This window comes from Paenibacillus sepulcri (assembly GCF_042647105.1).
Classification (GTDB): domain Bacteria; phylum Bacillota; class Bacilli; order Paenibacillales; family Paenibacillaceae; genus Paenibacillus_Z; species Paenibacillus_Z sepulcri.
This window is the reverse complement of the sequence record NZ_JBHRUP010000001.1, coordinates 2,927,892-2,949,844: the sequence shown is the minus strand read 5'-3', so window position 1 is coordinate 2,949,844 and position 21,953 is coordinate 2,927,892. Positions and strand designations below refer to the sequence as shown.

The 21,953-nt window shown below is 51.9% G+C and carries 10 protein-coding genes; 9 read left to right on the top strand and 1 reads right to left on the bottom strand.

The window, feature by feature from the left end; all coding sequences use genetic code 11:
• The first annotated feature begins 5 nt into the window (after positions 1 to 5).
• The 6 genes from ACFOLF_RS13235 to ACFOLF_RS13210 all read left to right on the top strand — a co-directional run bounded on the left by ACFOLF_RS13235 (position 6) and on the right by ACFOLF_RS13210 (position 16,390).
• Positions 6 to 2,105 (top strand): class I SAM-dependent methyltransferase, encoded by a 2,100-nt coding sequence (locus tag ACFOLF_RS13235; RefSeq protein WP_210046301.1) that lies wholly within the window; start codon positions 6 to 8, stop codon positions 2,103 to 2,105.
• Between the two features lie 587 nt (positions 2,106 to 2,692).
• Positions 2,693 to 12,130: an S-layer homology domain-containing protein gene (locus ACFOLF_RS13230; protein WP_210046300.1), complete on the top strand. Its 9,438-nt coding sequence runs from the start codon at positions 2,693 to 2,695 to the stop codon at positions 12,128 to 12,130.
• Between the two features lie 87 nt (positions 12,131 to 12,217).
• Positions 12,218 to 13,414 (top strand): HupE/UreJ family protein, encoded by a 1,197-nt coding sequence (locus ACFOLF_RS13225; protein WP_210046299.1) that lies wholly within the window; start codon positions 12,218 to 12,220, stop codon positions 13,412 to 13,414.
• Positions 13,415 to 13,443: 29 nt separating this feature from the next.
• On the top strand, positions 13,444 to 14,556 hold the full coding sequence (locus tag ACFOLF_RS13220; RefSeq protein ID WP_210046298.1) for a permease: 1,113 nt from the start codon (positions 13,444 to 13,446) through the stop codon (positions 14,554 to 14,556).
• A 10-nt stretch (positions 14,557 to 14,566) separates the two neighbouring features.
• Positions 14,567 to 15,484, top strand: coding sequence for a TIGR03943 family putative permease subunit (locus ACFOLF_RS13215; RefSeq protein ID WP_210046297.1), 918 nt, complete (start codon positions 14,567 to 14,569; stop codon positions 15,482 to 15,484).
• A 36-nt stretch (positions 15,485 to 15,520) separates the two neighbouring features.
• On the top strand, positions 15,521 to 16,390 hold the full coding sequence (locus tag ACFOLF_RS13210) for a hypothetical protein (RefSeq protein WP_210046296.1): 870 nt from the start codon (positions 15,521 to 15,523) through the stop codon (positions 16,388 to 16,390).
• A gap of 267 nt (positions 16,391 to 16,657) precedes the next feature.
• On the opposite strand, the gene ACFOLF_RS13205 is transcribed toward ACFOLF_RS13210, so the two are convergent.
• Entirely contained in the window at positions 16,658 to 18,115 is a 1,458-nt protein-coding gene (locus tag ACFOLF_RS13205; RefSeq protein WP_210046334.1) for an amidase family protein, read from the bottom strand.
• A 631-nt stretch (positions 18,116 to 18,746) separates the two neighbouring features.
• Between ACFOLF_RS13205 and ACFOLF_RS13200 the strand changes: the two genes are divergently transcribed.
• Genes ACFOLF_RS13200 through ACFOLF_RS13190 form a run of 3 tightly spaced genes read left to right on the top strand, consistent with a single transcriptional unit; the run spans position 18,747 to position 21,860 of the window.
• Positions 18,747 to 19,511 carry an NUDIX hydrolase gene (locus ACFOLF_RS13200; protein WP_210046295.1) on the top strand — a complete coding sequence of 255 codons (765 nt, stop codon included), beginning with the start codon at positions 18,747 to 18,749 and terminating at the stop codon, positions 19,509 to 19,511.
• Positions 19,512 to 19,564: 53 nt separating this feature from the next.
• Positions 19,565 to 20,374, top strand: coding sequence for a ribose-phosphate pyrophosphokinase (locus ACFOLF_RS13195; protein WP_210046294.1), 810 nt, complete (start codon positions 19,565 to 19,567; stop codon positions 20,372 to 20,374).
• Position 20,375: 1 nt separating this feature from the next.
• The gene (locus tag ACFOLF_RS13190) at positions 20,376 to 21,860 is read left to right on the top strand and encodes a nicotinate phosphoribosyltransferase (protein WP_210046293.1); all 1,485 of its coding nucleotides are present in this window, start codon (positions 20,376 to 20,378) and stop codon (positions 21,858 to 21,860) included.
• Positions 21,861 to 21,953 lie beyond the last annotated feature (93 nt).

Here is a 21,953-nt window from a genome sequence, read left to right as displayed (position 1 = left end):
CCGGCATGCTCAAATCACTGCTCGCTATTGAAAACTACCGCCAGGATAAGATGATTGATCCGGAGGATTATCCGTGGCTGCATTATATCGTCTCGGCCGAAGAGCGGATCGTCAATATGGAACGGATTGATTCGCTGGAGGAGCTGACGCATGCCAATCCCGTGCTGGATTATGTGGAGAGAAGCCTTCGCCTGCTGGACGCATCGGGAGTTTCCTTCTGGATGAAGGATGTGCTGGAGGAAGTCCTGATCTGGTCCGAGACGGCCAAAGGGGGAACGTCCCGCGAGCGTATCCGCTGGCAGTCCGAGGGGATCAACTGCTACGTCCACAACATTGGCAGCGCGCAGCTGTATCTGCGGCATCACTCCGATTCCGGCCATGACCCAGTCAATCCGGCCGACAGCAGAACCATTGTCATTCACCGGCTTATTGAGGGGCATGGGCTGATCGGCCAGCAAATACGGGGCGAAGTGCCGGATTCCGAAAGCGTGCTGCTGTCCAGCCTCGTGAACGGGGATTGGATCACGGGCGAGGAGCTGCAAAGCCTGTTGGTCACTTTGAATGCCTGCGTCATTGGCGCTGTTTCCCTGCCGCTCTGGAGAGAGGTGGAGGATGAGGTGAAGCAGCGCATCCATCAGGTGGCATACAATTATATGAACGGGGAAGCCGTCTTTGCCGACCGGCTCAGACGGATGAGGTCCTTGTCCATCGGGCGCGGCGAAGACTTTGATACGGAATATGACAAGCTTGCGGGCTTGTATGATCTTGATGCGCTGTTCTCTCCTCTCTCCGGTACGACCTTCTGGTATGCGGAGCCAGCGCTGCAGGATTTCTCGCTGGAGCAGTTTCTGAAAGTAATGGCGCTCACCTTGCCTGCGGGCAAGCATGGGGATGTGAAGCATATCAGCTTCGAGAAGCTGATGAATGCTATGTATTACGACTATAAAGGCGCCAAGAAAATCAATATTTACAAGAAGCGTATTATTGAGAAATACCTGAGCGGGCTGGAGTGGACAGAGCTCCAAAGCGGACACTGCACCCTGGATAATCCTCATCTGGCGCATCATGCGGGGAGGAAGAAGGGGATACCGGATACGGTTTTCTTTGAATTCGTATTTTCTCCTGCAGCCGGGAAGCTGATTGAATTTTGCGTGGAGGCGGAGAAGTCGGCCATTTACGAGCAGGCTGTGCTGCTGTTGTTTGATCTGTTCGGGCTGCGCCGCGACGCGTATGACCGTTTTCATAATGAGGATGTTTATCTGAGCGATATGAATCGGACAGCCGGTTACAAAAGCGTGATTCTGGAGGATATCGTCGGAGAACGGCTGCTGGATATTGGACCGGGCGGGGGTGTGCTGCTGGATCTGATAGAAGAGCGACTGCCGGACGTGAAGCCGGTCGGCATCGATATTTCCACGAATGTCGTAGAAGCCTTAAACCGCAAGAAGCAGCTGGAGAGCCGCCGCTGGGAGGTTATGCAGGGCGATGCGCTGAATCTCAAGGAATATGTGGAGCCGGGCACCATCGATACGGTTATTTTCTCCTCAATCCTTCACGAGCTGTATTCCTATATTCCGATGGGTGGCCGCAAATTTAACCGGGATACGATCGCAGCGGCCCTGCGCAGCGCATTCGATGTGCTGTCAGAGGGCGGGCGCATCATTATCCGGGACGGCATCATGACGGAGCCAGCGGAGCAGAAGCGGATCATCCGTTTTCTGAGGGAGGACGGGATGCAGTGGCTGGAGCGGTACAGCAAGGATTTTGCGGGACGCCGGATCCAGTTCGAGAAGCTTGCCGGGGATAAGGCGCTTCTGCCGGTAAACGATGCGATGGAGTTTCTGTATACCTATACATGGGGAGAAGAGGCCTATGTACATGAGATTCAGGAACAATTCGGTTATTTCACGCTATCTGAATATACCGGATTTATTGCAGCGGAGCTGGGAGAAGAGGCGGTCATTCTGAAACGCCGCAGTTACCTGCAGGAGGGATATACGGAGGCATTGGCGGGCAAAGTCGAGATTTCGGATGAGCACGGCAATGCGGTTCCGCTGCCGGACAGTACATGCTTGATTGTGATTGAGAAAGCGGAGCGGCAATAGTTTTAGTAGAAAGGGGAGTGCCTGGATAACAGGCATTCCCCTTATTTGTGTATGCCTGCACCCATACGATGAGTGAGGTTTGCAGTGAAGGATTCATGAGCGCAAGCTGCCGAATGAGGAGCAGGAACAAGTCAATCAGGTTTGTTTACGCTTCGCACCGCGACTGAGATGGAAGTGTGTGTTTCGCCTTCAGAAATATTTTGGACCGCTTTACAGTGGCAAAACAAACCGATGTTATAGTAACCAGTACAGGCATATTTTTCTTTTTGTTCACATCAATTTGAACAAATGTCCATTTTTTAAAGCTGATTCCGTGCAAATGCGACATTTTTTTAAATAATTGATAGCCCAAGAGAGATGCATCAGTAAAGGTGGGGATCTATGAAATAGAAGACTACAAATAAATACCGTCTATTCTATGGCTTTTGGCGAGGCGCATGAATAGACGGCTTGTTGTGCGACAACCTTGTGATTGGGTTTATTTCCCATTCAATAAGATGGTCATCAGTTAACTTTAGCAATTTTTCTATGGAAGAGCAATGAGGAACGAGAAAGTCTTAAGAATTGTATTTATGGAGGTATACTGCGTGCAAAAATGGTATGGAAAATATAAGAAATGGGTCAGTATGGCCGTGGCTGCGGTCATCCTGATTACGCTGGTTGTCCCATCCGGCTTGATTGACAAAGCATATGCGGCTTCGCAAACCGTTGCCGGATGGTCTTTTACAGCAACTGGGAACTCTTTCCCTGCAACCAGCGGAACTGCCGACAATTTAAGCAATGGCAAGTTGACTCTAAGCGGTGGCCGGACAGCAACTTACAGTACAACCGGCAATACGATCTATACAAATGGCTGGGATAATCCACTAGGTTACTGGCAGGCGGAAATCAATGCCACAGGCTTCACCAATCTGACTCTCTCCTCTAAAAACTATGGGACAGGTACCGGTCCAAGAGACTTTAAAATTCAATACAGTCTGGACGGGCAGAACTTCACGGATGTTCCCAATGGGACATTTGTTCAAACGACCTCGATTGCATCTGCGGTTAATGGTCTTTCTTTGACAAGTGCAGTCGATAATCAGCCTGTTGTATACATCAGATGGCTGAATTATTCTGCGGCGTCCATCAGCGGTGCGACAACTGGGTCTGGAGGAAATAGCAGAATCGCGGATATCGTGGTGATGGGCGATCCTACCGACGGCACCACGGAACCGGATCCCGATCCATCGGAAGGCAAGACGGCCACTCCAAATACGTCCGCAATCACCTTCAGCGACGATTACACAACAGTAACCGGAGCGGCCGGAGCAGTATCTGTCAGTGCGGCGGTATATGCCTATTACACAGACGGCACTTCGGCTGGTACGGTTAATGCAAATGAATTGGGCGCGTTCGGATTGAGCATCGAGAACCCGAACCACAACACCAGCATCCGGATTTCGGCTAAGGATGCGGCGAAAGAGGAGAGCGATAAGATTACGGTCTCTATTCCGAAGAGCACCAAGCCGGATGCATCCAAAATCTCGTTCACCGATTATACGAAGGTAACGGGACTGCCGGGCGCGGCACCCGCGAATTCGGCGGTTTACGCCTATTACAATGACGGCACTGCTGCAGGCACCACCGCGGCCGGAGCTGATGGGGCTTTTGAGCTGACGATATCCAATGCCGGCCATGATTCTCAAATCAGCGTTACCGATAAGCAAATGGGCAAATTGGAGAGCGACAAGACGATCGTTAATATGGCTGACGGCACCGTATACAATCCGGGCGACGTCATTTTCAGCCAGATTTATGTGAATGGGACCGCCTCCGCCATTTACAAGCAGAAGTTTTTTGAGCTTTACAATACAACCGATCATGATATTAACTTTGGCGGACAGTGGAGCCTGGCGTACAGCTCTGCGACTGCAACTTCTTTTGCCAGCAATACGACTCCACTGACGGGGGTTATCAAGGCACATGGATATTATTTGATTTCAGGATCAACCACGGCAGCTGCTCCGCTTGATCTGCCTGTGCCCGCAGATCAGTCTTCATCTCTTGGACCAAGCGCGACCGCCGGGGGGCATCTTATTCTGGCCCACAAGACGACGGCAGTTACAAGCGATACGGATCCTGATTTGATAGATCTTGCCGTATTCGGAAACGGTACTTCAACGTTCAAGCTGGATACATCGCATTGGGGAACCCCGTTCTTCACATCATTGATCGCCAGCGGTTCAATGCTGCGCAAGACGGAAATCGGATCTGATCCGCGCGGCGCTCTGGGATTGAATGACACTTATTTCACGAAGGATAATTCCAAGAATTTTGTCATGAACATTCCAGGCAATTCCAAAGACCCGAAAGAGATTATTATTAGAAACTCGAAGTATATGGCGCAGCCCGATTCCGCCAAAATCTCATTTGCGAATGCGGGCGGAACAGCGACCGCAGCAGGAGCGGCAGGGTCCGTACCTGGATCGTCAAACGTTAAAGCATATGTTGTTGATGATGGTGCCATCACATCTGCCGGAACAACGACTGCGTCTGCAGACGGTTCCTTTGCTCTGACCTTCAACGATGCCGGCAATCATTCTTATGTCTATTTGACGCATACGGATGCCATAAGGGAAAGTGCTTATACCCGCGTGGATACAGCGCCTGACGCTAACGCGGTGACCACAATCGGTCAGCTTCGTTTGAACGACCAGAATGGCCTTCCCCTGAATATTGGCTTCAATACAACCATTGAAGGTGTAGCGACGAGCGATAATCAGGCGCTGGGAAAAGAAAATACGAATTTCTATCTCCAGGACGCAACTGGAGCCATTAACGTGATCGGCGGATTAACCGCCGCTGTACTTACAGGCGAGAAATACAAGGTTACCGGACGTTTGGTGTTTACTGCGGGCACTTCGCAGTTTGTTCCTTCTTCCATTACGGATGAAGGCGCAGATGCGGCGCCGGCGGCCATTCCTGTCACGTTGGACCAATTGTCGAATTATTCGTCTGCCGAGACGCTTGAAGGCAAGCTTGTAACCTTTAAAGCCCAGGTGACGAACATTCCGGTCAATGTTACCGATTATAACGTGACGGTGACGAACGGAACGAACTCTGCCATCGTGAGCATTTTGGCGCTTACAGGTATTGATGTCGCAGGCGGAGCCGTCAACCTTGGCGAGACTTACACATTCACTGGGATTGTAAGCCAGTCGAAAATGACCTCTCCCTATACGGCAGGTTATGTTGTGCTCCCGCGCAATACGGCGGATATAAGAGGCGAGCTTCAATTAAGCCATACTCCGCTTGTGAAGGCCTACATTCATACAGATGTCACTTTCAAAGCGACAGCCCAATATGCCGATTCGGTTACCTTGTACTATAGAGGCGAGTCCGACAGTACGTATACTGCGGTGCCTTTGTTATCCGGAGATGGCCACAGCTACAATGGAGTGATCCTGAGTGCCGACGTTCCGGCGGACAAGTTCTATTATTACATTGAAGCAGTGGCTTTGGGCGATATCAAATCGCAAGGAACTGCAGCAAATCCGATTGAGGTTCCTCTGGTCGAGGATACCGACGGTCCGGAGGTTTATAATCTTGTCCCCGGTCAAAATGAAGAGATCGAAACGCAGCATCCTGTCATTTCTCTGAACTGGGAGGATCCGAACGCAATCAATACGACGGCTTCGGCAGGCTTCAGCATCCAAATCGACGGAACAGATTTTACCTCCAAAGCGGCAGCTTCGGACAGCGCCCTTAGTCTGGCGCTAACGGCTGCAGATGATCTGAGCTTCGGAGAGCATACTGTCACCGTCAAGGTCAAGGATCTTCTGGACAATGAGACTACCCAGTCCTGGACCTTCAAGATCGCTGAGCGCTTTACAGGCGGCAATCACTATTACGGCACTACCCACAATCACACGAATATCTCGCACGATGCTGCGGGTACGCCGGTTGAGGCCGTACAGGCCGCTTTGGCGCATGACTACGACTTCTTTGCTTTCTCTGACCACTCTCATGATATTGATTCGGATCTCACGGGAACGGATTCTGTCGACCACAATGGGATGCCTGAACGAACAGGCGGCGCCGACTGGCAGGAAACGAAGGATGTAGCCAGCGAGTACACCAAGGACGGCAGCTTCGTCGTTTTCCCGGCATTTGAGATGACGTCTACTACATGGGGACACTCAAACGTATTCGGGACCGATAACTTTATCGATCGTATGCAGGATAATGGCAAATATCAGGATCTTCAGAGCTATTATGCCTGGATTATGACCTATGACAATATCGTAGCGCAATTCAATCATCCGAACGCGCCGACGACCTCATTCAACAACTTCATTCCATACGACAAAAATGTGGATAAGCTGTTTACGATGCTGGAGGTCGGAAATGGTTCAGGGAACTATTCCTATGCCAATTCACAGGATAAATTCTTCAGCGCTCTTGATTTGGGATGGCATATCGCTCCGACTTATGGAGAAGACAATCACGATGCCACCTGGGGTCAAACGAAGCAGCGCACAGTCATTGTTTCGAAGGACCTTACTCAGGATTCGCTGCTGGATGCTATGCGCAAGATGAGAGTTTACTTGACTGAAGACCCGAATGCCAAGCTTGACGCTCTGGCGAGCGGATGGTACATGGGATCGACTGTCGATACGAAAACCTTGTCGTTTGACATTACGGGGAGCGATTCCGTATGGGAAGAGAAAAGCGATCCGAAATACAGCTATTTAAAGACCGTAACCAATGATAATGTTGCCAAAGTTGAGTTGGTTACCAATGGCGGAACGGTTATCGATACGTTTACTCCTACTTCTGAATCCACTTCATTCCATTGGACTCCAACCGTAAATGTCGTTGGCGGGCAGCAGTGGTTTGTGGTTCGTGCAACCCAGGCGGACGGAGACCGGCTGTATTCCGCACCGTTCTGGTCGCCCGAAGAGCCGGTATCTGTAAGAGTCAGTAATTTGACATCTGCAGACGGTGCAATTGTTGGCAACACACCAGCAACTCTGAATGCCGGATTAGCCAATATGGGAAGCGTTGATGTCACAAATGTCAAAGCTGCTTTCTATTACGATGATCTGACGCACCCGATCGGAGAGGTTGAAGTTGGATCGATTGCCTCCGGTCAGAATGCCACGGCAAGTGTCGTTTGGACATCGCCGCCAACTGGCAGCCATTCTATACTTGTGGTGTTAACTGCCGATCAGGATCTGGGCGAGAATAAGTACGTGCAGCAGTTCACAATCAAGACGCCGCTGGGCAAAACAATCTTGATTGATGCTTCGAAGCATAACGAGAACAGTACGCTGGATACAGGAACGTACAAGGACAACTTGAAGTTGTTCACTACCCAGATGAGACAGCAGGGGTATACGGTGGCAGAAAATCCATCGACGCTGACTGATGCTGTCCTGAGCAATGTATCTGTGCTGTATATCTCTCATCCCGCTTCAGCTTACAGTACGGATGAAATCGCAGCGATCAAGAAATTTACAGATAATGGCGGTTCGCTGTGGCTCGCCGACAAGAGCAATTATGGAGGCGCCAATCAAGCTCTGAATCCGATTCTGGATGCTGTTGGCTCGACCATACTGGTCAATAACGACGGTATTGCGGATGAGACGGCATACGGAAACTTTTGGAGCACTCCGCTTACGTCGAACTATTCGGTTCGTTTGCATCCGGGGCTCCTGAGCAACTACCTGACCGACTTCGTGTCGACAATCGAGTATTACAGCGGAGCAAGCTTAGCCAAAAACGATGGAAGCGGCAATAAAGCGGCTCTCACGGATAGTGATTCCGTTACCATTCTGGCAAGAGGCAACGAATCAACATTCCAGATCTCTGGAGGGCAGGTTAAACCCGATACTCAGCAGTATCTGGTGGTACCGTCTCCGGCACCTGCTGATCTGACGGGCGGCTCCGTAATCCCTGCTATCGCATCTGAAACATTGAGCGGCGGCGGAAGAATTATCGTATCCGGAATGAATATTTTTAACGATAAACAGATGGACGAGTCCTTCGATCCGAAGGGGAATAATGAATTTGCTTTCAACTCCATGAATTGGTTATCCCATCTGGAGCCGAAGCTCATCAGCATCAGCGATGCGCGTCAAGGACCTGAAGATACGCCATTTGTCGTACAAGGAAAAGTAACGACGGCTGCCGGAGTATTCTTCGATGCGGTATATGTGCAAGACGATACCGGAGGAATTATGGCATATAACGAAGTTCCGGAGGGCAGTCTGGCTCTGGGCGACGTGGTCCGGATCTACGGCCACAAGAAAATTTTCGAGAACAACACCGAGCTGGAGTTTGACAGATTCGCCAACAGCATCGTCAAGGTGAGCAGTGGAACACCGATCGAACCGAAGACCGTGTCTACCAAGGATTCCATTTCCGATAGTTATCAGGGGCAATTGGTAAAAGTATCGGGTACCGTCCAAACCATCCCGGATAACAATTCCTTCATCATCAATGATGGAAGCGGGCCAGTTCTCGTATTTGTGGATGGTTACATTGTCAATCAGAGTGGTCCGATTCCGGCCATAAAGGTAGGCGATACGCTAGAAACGGTGGCTCTTTCGGGCAAGTACGCAGAAGGAGACAGGCTGCGTGTCAGAAATACAACCGAAATGAAAGTGTCCGCTGTGGATCTGACCGCGGCAGAAGTAGCGGCAGAGCTGACGAGCATCGACGCACCTGCGAAGGATGCGACATCATTGACGCTGCCAGATGTTCCAAGCGGCTTCACGGTAGCGATTAAGAGCTCAAGCAATACGGGCGTCATCGGAACCGACGGCACGATTGTGCCACCGGTAGCGGAAACGAAAGTGAACGTGGTGCTGACGGTCACGAAGACCGCGGACAGCACGAGCGCGGATACGGTCACGATTGAAGTGACGGTACCGGCGAAATCGACTGCCCCAAGTCCAACCGCGGCAGAAATAGCAGCAGAGCTGACGAGCATCGACGCACCTGCGAAGGATGCGACATCATTGACGCTGCCAAGCGTCCCGTCTGGCTTCACAGTAGCGATTAAGAGCTCAAGCAATACGGGCGTCATCCAAACCGACGGCACAATTGTGCCTCCGGCAGCGGAGACGAAAGTGGACGTGGTGCTGACGGTCACGAAGACTGCGGACAGCACGAGCGCGGATACGGTCACGATTGAAGTGACGGTTCCGGCGAAATCGGCCGCCCCAAGTCCAACCGCAGCAGAAGTAGCGGCGGAGCTGACCAGCATCGACGCACCTGCGAAGGATGCGACGACCTTGACGCTGCCAAGCGTCCCGGCTGGCTTCACGGTAGCGATTAAAAGCTCAAGCAATACGGGCGTCATCGGAACCGACGGCACAATTGTGCCTCCGGCAGGGGAAACGAAAGTGGACGTGGTGCTGACCGTCACGAAGACTGCGGACAGCACGAGCGCGGATACGGTCACGATTGAAGTGACGGTTCCGGCGAAATCGACTGCTCCAAGTCCAACCGCGGCAGAAATAGCGGCGGAGCTGACGAGCATCGACGCACCTGCGAAGGATGCGACGACCTTGACGCTGCCAAGCGTCCCGGCTGGCTTCACGGTAGCAATTAAAAGCTCAAGCAATACGGGCGTCATCGGAACCGACGGCACAATTGTGCCACCGGCAGCGGAGACGAAAGTGGACGTAGTGCTGACCGTCACGAAGACTGCGGACAGCACGAGCGCGGATACGGTCACGATTGAAGTGACGGTACCGGCGAAATCGGCCGCCCCAAGTCCAACCGCAGCAGAAGTAGCGGCGGAGCTGACCAGCATCGACGCACCTGCGAAGGATGCGACGACCTTAACGCTGCCAAGCGTCCCGGCTGGCTTCACGGTAGCAATTAAAAGCTCAAGCAATACGGGCGTCATCGGAACCGACGGCACAATTGTGCCTCCGGCAGCGGAGACGAAAGTGAACGTGGTGCTGACGGTCACGAAGACTGCGGACAGCACGAGCGCGGATACGGTCACGATTGAAGTGACGGTACCGGCGAAAACGGCCGCCCCAAGTCCAACCGCGGCAGAAGTAGCGGCAGAGCTGACCAGCATCGACGCACCTGCGAAGGATGCGACGACCTTGACGCTGCCAGATGTTCCAAGCGGCTTCACGGTAGCGATTAAGAGCTCAAGCAATACGGGCGTCATCGGAACCGACGGCACAATTGTGCCTCCGGCAGCGGAGACGAAAGTGAACGTGGTGCTGACGGTCACGAAGATTGCGGACAGCACGAGCGCGGATACGGTCACGATTGAAGTGACGGTTCCGGCGAAATCGGCCGCCCCAAGTCCAACCGCGGCAGAAATAGCGGCAGAGCTGACGAGCATCGACGCACCTGCGAAGGATGCGACGACCTTGACGCTGCCAAGCGTCCCGGCTGGCTTCACGGTAGCGATTAAAAGCTCAAGCAATACGGGCGTAATCCAAACCGACGGCACAATTGTGCCTCCGGCAGGGGAAACGAAAGTGGACGTGGTGCTGACGGTCACGAAGACTGCGGACAGTACGAGCGCGGATACGGTCACGATTGAAGTGACGGTACCGGCGAAAACGGCCGCCCCAAGTCCAACCGCGGCAGAAGTAGCGGCGGAGCTGACCAGCATCGACGCACCTGCGAAGGATGCGACGACCTTAACGCTGCCAAGCGTCCCGGCTGGCTTCACGGTAGCAATTAAAAGCTCAAGCAATACGGGCGTCATCCAAACCGACGGCACAATTGTGCCACCGGCAGCGGAGACGAAAGTGGACGTGGTGCTGACCGTCACGAAGATTGCGGACAGCACGAGCGCCGACACCGTTACGATTGAAGTGACGGTTCCGGCGAAAACCGATATTCCGTATCAATATCCGGGTCCGGGTACTCAGCCGCCTTCAAGCACTGAGCCTGTGACTGAGGATGGAACGACGAAGACGGTTTTGGGTGACGAGCTGAAGGACAGCGGGACAGTGTCGATTGCTTCGACGATAACCGAAGTCAAGCTGCCGTCCAATTCGGCAGAATTGCTCGGAGACAAGCCGCTGGAAATAGCATCTGATGAGATTGTGCTCAGCATTCCATCGGCCGTTATCAAGCAGCTTGAGGGCAAGCTTACCGCTTCGGAATTGCAGGACGGTTCAATATCGCTGATATTAAAACCGCTCAGCAGCGAAGAGGCGTCAGATGTTCTCAAGCAAGGCGGAAATTCCAGCAGCTCCGTCGTCAAGCTGTCGGGACAAATATACGAATTGAGCTTGTCTATCACTTCAGCTGGCGGGAACACGGTCAAGCTGTCTCAATTCGATCAGCCGATTACCATCCGATTGAAGGCTGATGCAGGCATTAATCCGAAATTGGCGGGAATATATTACATCTCCGACAGCGGAGCATTGGAGTATATCGGTGGACAATATGCGAATGGCGAGTTTGTAGCCCAAATCAGCCACTTCAGTAAATACGCCGTTCTTGAGATCAGCAAATCATTTGTGGATCTGCCGCTTTCTCATTGGTCCTACAGTGTTGTGCAGGAACTCATCGCCAAGCAAATCATTAACGGCACGAGCGCTGCAACCTTCGAGCCTGGCCGAACAGTTACCCGTGCAGAGTTTACAATGATGCTTGTGAAAGCATTGAAACTCACGGAGAAAACGGACGTTAGATTCACGGATGTGGCATCGGACGCTTGGTATGCCGATGCAGTCAGTGAGGCTTATAAGGCAGGTATCATAAAAGGCAGGAGCGAAACGGTCTTTGACCCGAACGGATCGATCACCCGGGAAGAGATGGTCGTTATGATGATGAAGGCTTACGAGCTGCTCCATAATGCCAAGCCGGACGCCACTGCAGAAACTGCGTTCAAAGATATGGGCAAGGTTTCTCCTTGGGCGGCCGATTATGTCAAGGCTGCAGCCAATCTTAAACTGATCAAAGGCCGCGCATCAGGCGAGTTTGCTCCGAAGGGCGAGTCAACGCGCGCGGAGGCAGCACAAGTCATTTATAACGTAATAAAGGAATAAAGGGCGACGTAGTTTCAAGGGGATGCCATTCGAAAGAATGGTATCCTCCTTTTCTATCAAATCTACCCTCAACCCTGGAGGAAAATCATGCTTGTACGCCCAACCAGTGCTTTTCGAATCACGCTGATCTTCCTGGCTGCTTTTGCCCTATCCGTGCTTCCTTTCAAAGAAGTGGCAAATGCCCATGCTTACAGTGCGGCCTATAACACCCTTAATTTAACCAAAGAACAAACGGAAATGACCTTTTCTCTCGATGAATTGTCTGTTATTGAGCTGGCTGCCGGCGACATTGACGAAAATAAGATGCTGGATGAAGGGGAATTCGATGCTGTAAAAAATAAGATGCTGGATATCCTTCAAAAAAACATTATTCTCAAAATTGGAGGCGAGCCGCAAGCCTGGTCTGAGATTGAAAGCTTCGTGCTGATCCGTCAGGGAGATGCTTCCAAGATGGCTCTCACTGTCATATATCCGCCTGTCACTGCTTCCCAGTCGATATCCTTAACGGATAATTTGTACAAGGAGGACAGTAAAACCAACTATGTGGATTTGCTGACCGTCAACTATGGAACGCAGAAAAGCACATCGGCCTTGTCGGCCAACAACCGCACCTGGGTGCTGCAGCTGATGGATGCGGAATATTCCGGATTGCCGCAGAATCTAAGCGAGCAAGCGGATGCTGCGCCAGCTGATCCTGCTGCTGCATCGGAACAACGCGAAAACGGCGGCGGTGCCATGTCCGGATGGTTTTCCTTCTTTACGCTTGGGATGCACCACATTCTCGGCGGCTACGACCATCTGTTGTTTTTATTCTCACTGCTGATCGCGCGGCAAACCTTCAAGCAGTATGCAACGATGATTACGGCTTTCACGCTTGCGCACAGCCTGACACTAACCTTAACCGTTCTCGGAATTCTTCATGTATCTCCGAAGCTGGTTGAGCTGGGCATCGCCCTGAGCATCTGTTATGTCGCGCTCGACAATATCATCCGCCAAAACGTATCGCACCGCTGGGTGCTGACCTTTTTGTTCGGGCTCATTCATGGTATGGGCTTCGCTGATATTCTCAAAGAAATGGACATTCCCAAAAAAGAAATGGCGGTTGATCTGATCAGTTTTAATCTGGGAATCGAGGCGGTTCAAATTACCATTGTCGCGGTGTTGATTCCGCTATTGGCTCTGCTTCACCGTTATAAATATGCCAGACAATATGTTCTTGCAGGTTCCGGAGTGGCGCTTGTTCTAGGTGGAGTATGGCTGTTTGAACGGGCGTTCACAGGATAAGGCAGGAAGCAACCCAGGAGGGGATACGATTGCACCAAGCTGCTGCTCAGACACAACCGCGCAAATCGAACGCAGGGTTGTTTGCAGTCTTGTTTCTTTCCGTAATCTGCGTCCTCTATTACTTCTCGAGCCATACACCGGGAGAAGCCTTGAGAGAGCCCAGATTACAAATATTTAAAACCTTGTTTGTCAGCGTTATATTGGAGGCGCTGCCCTTTATCCTGATCGGCGTGCTTGTTTCCGCTGTTCTTCAGGTTTATGTTTCGGACGCATTCATCCGCAGATTGATTCCAAGAAATCCGCTGCTGGGCATACTTGTGGCAGGACTCATCGGGATCATTTTCCCCATTTGCGAGTGCGGAATGGTTCCGGCTGTAAGGAATTTGATCCGGAAAGGGATGCCCCTTCATGCAGCGTCAGCTTTTATTCTGGTCGGGCCGATCCTGAATCCCATCGTCTTCTGGTCTACCTGGACGGCTTTTCGCAGCCGCCCGGAAATTGTTTGGGCCCGGATGGGGCTTGCTCTAGCCGTGGCGCTAGTCGTCGGGTTGATCGTATACCGCTATGTGCGTACGGACGTGCTGAGAGGAAGCGGATCGCAGAATCATCATCAGGATAACGACCATCGCGATCATGCCCATAACCATAATCACGCCCATCACGATCACCACGATCATGTTCATAACCACGACCATCACGATCATGCCCATCACCATGCTCATTCCCCGGGACGGAGCAAGCTGGCAGATTTAATGGGGCATTCGGTAAGCGAGTTTTTTGACATGGGCAAGTATCTGATGTTTGGCGCGATGCTGGTAGCATTGCTTCAAACTTTCGTTGCGCAGAACAGCCTGCTCGCTTTAGGGCATGGCCAGGGCAGTTCCAACCTGTTCATGATGGGCTTGGGTTTTATCCTTTCTTTATGTTCGACTTCAGACGCGTTCGTTGCGCAATCCTTCATGACGACGTTCTCCAAAGGGGCGCTTGTCGCATTTATGGTATTCGGACCCATGTTAAATCTTAAAAGCCTGCTGATGATGCTGGCGGTATTCAAAACGAAGTTCGTCCTGCTGCTGGCTTCCCTCGTATTCGTATTTGTCTATGCGGGTTCATGGGCGCTTGAAGCCTGGGTGCTGAAGTGAGGGGGATCAGATGAAATACCAATGGAATTTGTTGCATCACGGTTTAAAGGCACTCATTATGACAGGCTTCTCGGCATTGATTTTATATCTGGTGTTTACCGGGAATATCCTGCTCTACATTGCGCCCCACCTCATCATTTACGTGGATATAGCTTCGGTAGGACTGTTGATTATGGCGGGCTTCCAATGGTATTTGACCGTCATGTCCATTCGTAACCCTGCAGCCGCTTGCGACTGCGGGCATGACCATGATCATGACGGGCATACTCATGAGCCTCCGCGTTCTCTGCTCAAAAATGTGATAATCTACGGACTGTTTGTGCTTCCGCTTGTATTCGGCGGACTGCTGCCCAATACAGCGCTTGCGGGCTCGCTTGCCAAAAACAAGGGAATGAATCTCGGCGGCGGTGGCGCCGCGGCTGCGGGTGGAGCTCCGGCAGAGCTGGTGGAGTTGGACGGTGATGCCGATCCTGCTTTAAAGCAATTGTTCAAAACAGACGTGTACAATAAAGATTACGCGAAGCTTGGAATCCTGCTATATCAGCAGGATGTTATTGAGATGAAGGACGAGTGGTTTATCGAGAAGCTTCAGGCGATGAATACCTTTGTCGATAACTTCCAGGACAGGACGATAACGATCTCGGGTTTTGTATACCGTCAGAAGGGACTGGCCGGGAACCAGTTTATTGTCGGGAGAATGGCGATGACGCACTGCATAGCGGATATTTCTCCATATGGAATCATTGCGGAGTCTGCCGATGCGGCCAAGTACAAGGACGACAGCTGGATTTCCATCACGGGAACGATTGGCCAGACGGTCTTCGACGGTCTGAAGGTCATCAAGATTAATATCGATTCCATCAAGCCGGCTGCGGCTCCGGAAGTGCCGTATGTATATCCGGATTGGGATTTCGCTTCGAAAATCTAAACGTACGCGCTCTGGCAACCAGAGGAGGACAAATACATGGTGCTCAGTATTAGCAGCCTGGCGATCATTTGGCTGGCAGCAGGTTATCTATTGTTATTAATCAGGCGGCGCAGAGAAAGCATGCCGCAAGCTTCGGCGAAGCTGATCGCTGCAATCCTGAACATTCTGGCAAGCGCGTCGGTCGGCATCGTCTCCATACAGGTTTTTGAATACAATCTGGCAATATCGATGGCCTTCTCCGTATGCTGTGCCTGGGTGCTCGGATATTTAAGCGGCATACGTTACGGATTGCTGTTCTCCGCACAGGCGGCTCTGCTCGGAAGCATCGGGACGCTTGCTTCCGTAACATTGGGATTGCTGTTCTTCTCGTCCGGCAAAGTCGTGTTTGCCGTCGATGTCGTATACATTATTTTGCTTGTGCTGCTGCAAAAAGCGATGGATTGGCAAGCCGCCAAACCGCCGCGGAAGAAGCTTCCGACTACTGAAGGCAATCAGCCGCGGAAGCTGCCGGTATGGACGACAGGACTGCTGGGCGCTGTCGTTGTCGTGATGGCGGCACTTATCCTTGTTAATCAGGACCGGATTTCGGTCGGACAACTGGGCCTCAAGAAATCGCAGCAGGCCGCATATGATGAAGACAATAACCTTCAGGTGGCGCAAATTACAGTAAACACGACCGGATTCAATCCTCAAAACACCGAATTTGCAACGGGCTCTATGATTAAAGCGGTGCTTCATGTCGAGTCTGGCGCCGGCAATAACCTCCGATTGATCTCGCAGGATTTGAATATCGACGCTCCTTTAAAACAGGGCGACAATCTGTTTGTGTTCAACAAGCCCCTGCCCGGAGTCTACAATTTCGCGCTGAGCGACGGACGGTTCAAAGGTACGTTCACCGTCAAATAAGAGCTATTTCAGACCTCCGTTATGATGGTGAAGGCTGCGCCGAACTTGTCCGTTACCGTACCGAAAGCAGTGGAATGGCTTCCTTGGCGTTTCCGCTCATTTTAAAATAAGGGGGCGCTGTTCGATAAGTCATCTTATTCACTCGCCCCTGTTTCCTATCGATTGCGGTCATTCGCAGGAAAAACCCCGGAATCCGAAGATTCCGGGGTTTGAGCAAGAAGACTTGGCTTCAGCCTCCAAAGGGCGGCGGAGCTGATTCCTCCAGCCTTATTTCAGCACAGGCGGGATGCGGTAATGGGTAGCCTGTTCGAACGAATAGGCCACCTTGATCAAAGTCGGCTCGCTGTAAGCCATACCGGCAAAGGTAACGGCAACCGGTTTACCTTCCTTCGTGTAGCCTGCCGGAACAGTGATTGATGGATATCCGGCTTTTGCCGAAATGCCCGCATTCCGGGTATTCGGGAAGAGCAGCGCATCCAGGTTGTGTTTGTTCATGGTAAAGTCAATGCCCTCGGTCCGGGACAAACGCAAGTCCTTGAGACGATCCCGGATATATTGCGATTCCGTCAAGGTTCCGCTCGTAGCGTCGGAATCCGTCAGCAGCGTATGGCCGTATTTCAGGTTATCCACGGAATTCTTATTGTCAAACTCAATAATGTCCGTCAATGTCTTCATCGGAGAGTCTGCCTCCAAGCTGCTCAGGTAAGCATTCATATCCCCCTTGAATTCATACATGAAGACGGATGAGCTGAACTGGGCTAATTCATTGGCTGAAGGGATATTCGCATAATCGACGATAACGGCGCCTTGTGCCTTCAAGTCTGCTACCACTTTGTCAAATATGGCTTTCTCTTCATCCGTAATTCCGGATGTGTAATAGTATTCTCTCGGAATCCCGATGCGTGCGCCCTCCAGTCCGTCAATATCCAAAAATTGTGTGTAGTCCGAATAGGATTTATTCACGCTGGCGGAGGTGATAGGGTCCTTGTCATCCACGCCTGTCAGGGCCCCCAGGAGAACGGCGGCATCCGCCACAGTGCGGGCGATCGGGCCGGCCGTATCCTGACTATGGGCAAGCGGGACGATCCCGTCCCTGCTGACAAGACCAACTGTCGGTTTGATGCCGACAACCGAATTATTATAGGCGGGACTCAGAATGGAACCCGAGGTTTCGGTTCCGATCGCGATCGCGGTCAAATTGGAGGATACGGAAACACCTGATCCGGAGCTGGAGCCGCCGGTGCCGAAGACGCCCGGTTTGTACGGATTGAGCACCTGGCCTCCGCGGGAGCTGTATCCGCCCGGCATGCCTCTTGTCTTATAATTGGCGAATTCGGTCATGTTGGCCTTGCCCAGAATGACGGCTCCGGCTTCGCGCAGCTGCTTGGCCACGAAGGAATCGTCGGGGGCGAACGAATGGGCGAGGGCCAGGGAACCGGCGCTTGTGTGCAGCTTGTCACCGGTATCAATATTGTCTTTGAGCAGAATCGGGATGCCATGAAGCGGTCCGCGTTGTCCCTTCGTGGCCCGTTCAACATCAAGCGCTTCCGCTATGGCCAGGGCATCCGGATTGATTTCGAGAACAGAGTTCAGCTTCGGGCCTTCTTTATCGTAGGCTGCGATGCGTTCCAAATACATGGAAACAAGCTCGACAGAGGTCAACTTTCCCGATGCCATTGCAGACTGCATGTCAGCGACAGTCGCCTCTTCAATCTTGAATGTCATAGCGGGAGCGGCAAATGAAACCGAGGATAGAGGCACGAGGGCAATCAAAATAATGGCAGTGAGCGTGAAAAGTTTTTTTTTCAATTTCATTCCTCCATGATATGTAGTTTTTCTTACATGAAAACAAGGAAACGGGATCGAAAAGGGCGGAACTGAACTCTTCACCTCCATGATATGAAATTTTGTTTTTATTATGTCAGATTATATGTCATCGAGTGTTATTATTATAGGAATAAAATCATCGAATTGACAAACCGAATAAAACTCGATGTAAGCGGATACAATACCGTCGATCATTGTTTTGCTTGCAATTGGTAGGCCATCCCTCTTTTATTACAGATAATTCCTGAATTGGCTCCCTGAATAACGTAATGGCAGAAACAACCTTAGAAATTCGGATGTGCAGGAACTGACGGAATAGTCATATCGAATAACCTCAATAATTTCAGGCAATTACTGGTCCGAAAGAAGAAATAACCTCAACGTGAGCGCGTCGGGGTTATTTCTTCTTGTTTTTTCGACTATGGAATGAGGGACCGTTATTTTAGAATAATTCCTTGACATCTCCTTTAATTATGTCATAATGACATTATCGAATTGAAAATACAGAACGGCGGTGATGAGGGTCTCCATGGCAGAAAATGAATCCAATTACGAAGCAAGCCGCTATCGGACGCCGGACGGTGCGCCCACGGACATTGTTATTTTCACTATTGTTTCCACCGAAAGGGGTACGCTCAAGAAATCATTGCCGAAGCGGGATTTGCAGGTGCTGCTGATCCAGCGCAAGATCTGGCCTTATGAGGGGGCCTGGGCCCTTCCGGGAGGCTTCACGCTGGATACGGAAACCGTATACGACTGCGCGAGGCGCGAGCTCAAGGAAGAAACCGGCGTGGACGATGTACATATCGAATACTTCAATGTTTACAGCGAGCCGGGCCGCGACCCGAGAGGCTGGATCATCTCGCATGCTTTTCTGGCGCTGGTCAATGAGCGGGTGCTGCAAAGGCGCAGAGCCTCAGTCGATGCCGCCGATGTCCAATTGTTTCCGGTAGAGGAAGCGCTGAAGATGGATCTGGCTTTTGACCACCGGCAGATTCTGGAGGACGCCTTGGGCGAGATTCGCCAGCAGATGCTCACGACGACGATTGCCCGGGAGCTGCTGCCGGAGGAATTTACGATCAGCGAGCTTTACCAGGTCATCCAGACCGTCGTGCCGGAATTTCAGGAGCAGAACTTTATCCGCAAGATCACATCCACCCAGAGCCGCCAAGGCATTATTGAGGAAGTCCGGGATGGGAATGGCGGGCTGAAGCAGTCCAATCTGTATTCCCAGCGCGCCGCACAGCTGTACCGGTTCACAGATCTTGAGCCGAGGCTGTCGATATATGGCTAATAGATGAATTTGCGGCGGCGCCGGCGATTATGAATCAAGGAGCGTGACCCAGGATGATTCAGTTAAACGGAGTGGAACTGGCGTTCAGAACCTTCCCCAACGGCGAAACGCTGGTGGATGGCGAATCGATCAGCGCCAATATTCAGGATCTTAACGCCATATCGTTCAAATACGAGAATGACAGTGATCTGATCAAGCTGATGTTTGTAAAGAGTGTGCTGGATGAACGGGATAAGCCGGCTTCCCTGCTGATTTATTACATGCCCTACAGCCGTATGGACCGTGTGGAGGGCGCATCGGTTTTTACGTTGAAATATGCAGCCAATCTGATCAACTCGCTTCAATTTAAGGACGTTACCGTAATCGAGCCCCATTCGGATGTGACGCTGGCCCTGTTGAACCGGAGTAAGGCGAAGTACCCGACGGTCGAGCTGCTGGAACAGGTGGCGGATGAGGTGGGCTTCGACCGGGATACGGATTATCTGTTCTTCCCCGATGCAGGCGCGCAGAAGCGCTACAGCAAGGTGAAGGGCTACAAGCAGCTGGTCGGCTTCAAGTCGCGCGATTTCCAGACGGGGGACATTCAGAGCCTGGATATCGTCGGGACAGTCCCGGCGGAGCCGTTCAAGGTTATTATCGTGGACGATCTCTGCTCCTACGGCGGGACATTCATCAGAAGCGCGGAGAAGCTGAGGGAGATCGGCGCATCCCCTGTCTATCTGCTGGTCGGTCACTGCGAGAAGTCGATCCACCAGGGTACAATCCTGACAACCGATCTGATAGATAAAGTATTCACCACCAACACGATTCTCGATCAAGCCGGTCATGACAAAATTCAGCTATTTGAAATCGGAGGTTTCTAACATGACACAGCCATTCGTCTATCCAGCTACCCTGCTCTGCGATTTCTATAAGGTCAGTCACAAGAATCAATATCCCAAAGGAACGGAGCTGGTCTACTCTACCTGGACCGCTCGCACCAGCCGCCTGGAGACGATCGACCGGGTTGTGGCCTTCGGTTTCCAGGCCTTCATCAAGGAATATCTGATCCACTATTTCAATGAGCATTTCTTCGCCCGTGCCAAAGAGGAAGTGACGAATGAATATAAAAGAGTCATTCAATATGCACTGGGCACAGTGGAGCCCGATGCGTCGCATATTGAAGAGCTGCACGATCTGGGCTATCTGCCGATCAGGATCAAAGCGGTCAAGGAAGGGACGCTTGTGCCGGTCAAGGTGCCGATGCTGACGATCGAGAACACGAAACCGGCATTTTTCTGGCTGACGAATTATTTGGAAACCCTGATGTCCTGCCAGCTGTGGATGCCGACGACAAGCGCGACGCTTGCCTTCGAGTACCGCAAAATTCTGGAGCAGTTCGCTAAGGAAACCAGTGGCGACACGTCGGGTGTTCCCTTCCAGGGCCATGACTTCTCGATGCGGGGCATGGGCTCGCTGGAGGCGGCCAAGGGCAGCGGCGCAGGCCATCTGATTTCCTTCACGGGGACCGATACGATTCCGTCGATCCTGTTCCTGGAGGATTACTATAATGCCAATATCGAGAAAGAACTGGTCGGCACTTCGATTCCGGCGACCGAGCACAGCGTGATGTGCGCACATGGCACGGACGAAATGGCTTCCTACCGCTACCTGATCAAAGAGGTATATCCAAGCGGGTTTGTTTCCATCGTATCGGATACCTGGGATTTGTGGAGCGTGCTGGATGTGGTCATTCGCGGCTTGAAGGAGGATATTCTGAGCCGGGACGGCCGTGTGGTCATCCGCCCGGACAGCGGGGATCCTGTTAAAATCATCTGCGGCGATCCCGATTCCACGCATGAGTTCGAGCGCAGGGGTGTGATCGAGATTCTCTGGGATATTTTCGGCGGCACGGTGACGGAGAAAGGCTACAAGCAGCTCGACAGCCACATCGGCGCCATCTATGGCGATGCCATCACGATCGCGCGCTGCCGAGAGATATGCGGGAAGCTTGCGGCCAAAGGCTTCGCTTCAACCAACATGGTATTCGGAATCGGATCATACACGTATCAGTACAATACGCGGGATACGTTCGGGTTCGCGCTGAAATCCACCTTCACGATTGTGAATGGCGAAGAACGGAAGATTTACAAGGATCCGAAGACCGACAGCGGAGTCAAGAAATCGCAAACGGGTCTGGTGCTTGTGGAAGAGAAGGACGGCAATCTGACGTTCACCGACAATCTGAGCGTGGCGGAATATGAGGCGAAGCAGGCGGATGATGTGCTTGAAGTCGTCTTCGAGGACGGGAAGCTGCTTGTTGATCACACCATTGCCGATATCCGGGCGAACCTGCTGGCTCATTTGTAAGAGCGGACGGGGCAGTCTAACCGGGTAAAAAACCATCGCCAAACATTGGCGATGGTTTTTCAGGCATTTTAACTCTTATTGATTTATACTGTT